The organism is Anaeroplasma sp., assembly GCF_034179385.1.
Lineage (GTDB): Bacteria > Bacillota_I > Bacilli_A > Acholeplasmatales > Anaeroplasmataceae > Anaeroplasma.
The window spans coordinates 1-2,739 of record NZ_JAXFPY010000047.1 but is presented as its reverse complement, the minus strand read 5'-3'; the positions used below and the strand labels follow the sequence as shown (position 1 = coordinate 2,739).

The window sequence follows — 2,739 nt, the reverse complement described above, 5'->3', positions numbered from 1 at the left end:
TCCGTTCTTATGATTTTACCATCAATACCGCTAGTTCTTTTACCTTTATTTCTTTTGGTTACTACATAAATAGCATATAATAAACTCCTTTTATCATTAACTAACAGTCTACATAGACTGTTAACTTTTCTATAGTCACCTGCTTTCTCTGCTTCAAATATCCGTTTTTTGTATCTTAAATATGGCGTACCCAATGGATTTCCATTCCTTTTCAAGTACTATTTTGTCTGATTCCACAGACTGCAATATATCGCTATATCCAGTTTTCATTGCCTAAATCACACTCTCATAAAATTTTATATTTATTTCACATTCAAGATATCTTCCGTTTTAAATGAAACAAAAGATACACCTGCTAAAAGTCAGCATATCCCACACAGTTATTATATTTGTCAGTTTACTGATAATCTTTCGATTAAAGCGGGCATTTGCTTCCTTTAGCATCCCATACCCAGAAAAGAACATCAGACTTCCTCACGGTCACCCTACCACGCGTATGTGTGGACATTTCAGGGCTTACCAAATTAACCAGTTGTTAGATACGATTAGGTTAGGTTCTCCAATTACACCGACTGGCATCAGGGTTGTGACATATATACACGAATGGCCACTCGTGTATGTCCTTTTACCCAGTAATACAGTGGCTCTTCGAAACTTCCTATTCACTGCTGTACATTACGATGCTTTTATCAAGAGTTCACGGGCGTTAACCTTACTAATCTTTCTCTTGCCCTCGTGTTGTTGGAAGTTACAACAACGATTAGGCTTTAACCTTTCATGCAACCCACCTCACCGTTGCCGGTGACGCAGTTTCAAGGGAAAATAACGCGCACAACAACGTTATCAGTATAATAATACTGCACTAACATATGCTAATTAAGCATATAACAAATTACTGGTTCTATCTTGTCGCACAGCCATTGTATACATAGCCACTAGCTTTTCATTTCCTAGTTTCTTTGCTTTCTTTTCTATGTCTTTACAATTACCTTTTAATGTTAATATCTGGTAATGGTCACGTTTTTTGTATTTCTTTTTGTTTTGGAGTAGCCAGTATGCTATGGAATTCATAGCTTGGCAAAAGTTTGTCCAACTAATATAATTATCTGACATACATTATAATTTGTATTATCTTATTTATTATGTTTTTTATATAAATAATATAATAAAAAATATTGCCAGTTCCAAGTGTTAAAACAATCAATGTTTACACAAAGACATCATCAATAAAATCAACAGTTATTGTTTTAGATGCAATATAATGAATCATCATTTACATTAACGGCGACGTTTCTGCAAATCAAAATGGTTTTTAAAATGTGATGTATATAAAATCATTTAATAATTGTCAAGGCTACGATTATGAATCCATTCACGATGTTTACCAATAGCTACCCTAATGATAACTTCAATAAGGTCAATTTCATCAATTTGTTTGAAGTAATATTGTGCTGGTCCTTCCAACATTTGCCTGAGATCATAAAAAGGCCTAGGTTTGACTGCGTCAGGATTCATCAAACCATAATTCTTTAATAGCTTAACATTCTCTGTTTCATATTTCTCTAACTTAGATTTCTGCACTTTACCAGCTACAGTCTTTTCTTTCTTGTCAAATATTTTAGCTATTTGTGATGAATCAATTAGAATACTGGATTCTATTAACAGTAATGTTATGTCCTTTCCTTTAACTGTTATTGTTGTTGCATATGAATTTTCATTATCTAAAAATAATTTCATTTTATAGCCTCTATATAATAATATAGCTACTTTATTAAATAAATTTTTTTTAAAATTATAATGGGTCAAATACAATACACTAAAAGTTTATGCAATGTAGATAATATATATGAATTAGGTGTTAATTTGCAAAAAATAATAGACTTGGATAAACTTGTTAAAAAGATAGATAATCTTTACTACCGATCAATTGTAGCATTTTATAAGGATAAACCTGTCAATTCAATAGTTAATGATTTAAATTCTATTAAAGAAGCATTAAATAACTATGGTAAATTATTTATTCAATTTGGATTTTTTATCTATGAAGATTCTCATTTTATATTTGATGACCCTTATGTACTTGAAGGAATTAAATATAATAGTAATTTCCACCAAACTCAGATATCTACTATTATATCCACATCAGAAAATTTGAATGATGAATATTATGATAAATATAAATATTCAGAGGTAAGATTTGGAAATGATGAATATAATCATTTTGTGGCAGGATATGGAATTTATCTAGATAATGATTTAAATGTAGAATATGGATATATAACAGCAAATTACTCAGCAAGTCCAATTAATACTACTATTGTAGATAGAACATATCATGATTTTAAAGATGCTCGTGATGGAGATAGAATTAAAGAACATATATCTTCATTAATAAATCGTGAAGATATTTGGAAAACAGATGATACACCAATTGTAAGGAAAACAGATGATGTAGCCATAAGAGGTGGTCTTGCTCAAGAAGAAATTTTAAAATTTTTACATAATATTAAAACTGAATTAGTATATTTTATAAATGGTAACTATTTTGATATTAAGCAAGTCGATGATATTTTAAAGGAATTAAATGAAGAAAACATGTTTATTGGGGATCCTATTGATGGACTGTCAGATAGGGTTTTGCATGGTGGTGGAAAATTAATTTTTAAAATCACAGATGATGTGGGTTTTTATGTTTATACTAAATTAGAAAAAGAATTAGAACATTATCATAGCATTTTA

Annotated in this window: 3 protein-coding genes; 1 reads left to right on the top strand and 2 read right to left on the bottom strand. The window is 29.9% G+C overall.

Annotation, left to right across the window (positions count from 1 at the left end; translation table 11 throughout):
* Positions 1-194: reverse transcriptase N-terminal domain-containing protein (locus tag SPJ17_RS03230; protein WP_321092702.1), on the bottom strand; the 194-nt coding region annotated here is incomplete at its 3' end.
* Positions 195-1,338: 1,144 nt separating this feature from the next.
* Positions 1,339-1,737: a hypothetical protein gene (locus tag SPJ17_RS03225; protein ID WP_321092700.1), complete on the bottom strand. Its 399-nt coding sequence runs from the start codon at positions 1,735-1,737 to the stop codon at positions 1,339-1,341.
* A gap of 126 nt (positions 1,738-1,863) precedes the next feature.
* Here SPJ17_RS03225 and SPJ17_RS03220 point away from each other — a divergent pair.
* Positions 1,864-2,739 (top strand): hypothetical protein (locus SPJ17_RS03220; RefSeq protein ID WP_321092698.1); only part of this gene is annotated, 876 nt, incomplete at its 3' end.